A 641-nucleotide genomic window follows, 5' to 3' on the forward strand; every position below is an offset into this window, starting at 1 on the left:
GCGTGATGCCGTCGGAATGCTCCAGCCGAAATTGGCCGCCGTTATCGTGAGCGACTTGGTTTTGGAGAGGTCAAGAATGAAGCGAAGGTCGTCGCCGCTCAAATCGGTTTTTGGCATGTCAGACTCGAAAAGCGAAAAAGTGCCTTCATTGTGATTCCGATCGCTTAATGGACGCTTTCGAAGCGCGAAGCGGATATGTCAAAGCCGCCCGAACACGGTTGTGCGCGGACGGCCGGACATGGCTGGGTGAAGCTTGTGTTAGAAGAAATAAGTCAGACCTGCCATCGCCTGCCACGAGTTCGGATCGGAGGAATCCGAGAAGTTTTCCGTGTCGAAAAGCCCGGTGCCGTGCGTCCAGTTGGCAGAGCCGTAGATATGCACTCGCTTGCTCAGGGGATATTCGTAGGCAGCACCGACGAGGTAGTGCTTGAGTCCGGTTTCTTGTCCTTCGACGACGTCGCCCTTGTACTCCCAGTCGTTGTAACCGGTTGTCAGGTAGAGGTCGCCGCCCCAAAGCTTAATCTGTGCGTTGACGCCGACATCGAAGCCGTCAAAGCCGCGTCCTTCGATGCCGGTCGGGTTCGTGGCCGTGTTGAGGCCGGCGCCGAGAAGTTTTGCCACACTATGAACGGGCGTGCCCG

1 pseudogene is annotated in these 641 nt (G+C 56.9%); it reads right to left on the reverse strand.

The features are described 5' to 3' along the window. Positions 1 to 258 precede the first annotated feature (258 nt). Positions 259 to 641: pseudogene (locus tag H6A60_RS12175) on the reverse strand (porin); the annotation flags it as partial.

Source organism: Sutterella massiliensis, from assembly GCF_016899755.1.
In the GTDB taxonomy this organism is placed as follows: domain Bacteria; phylum Pseudomonadota; class Gammaproteobacteria; order Burkholderiales; family Burkholderiaceae_F; genus Sutterella; species Sutterella massiliensis.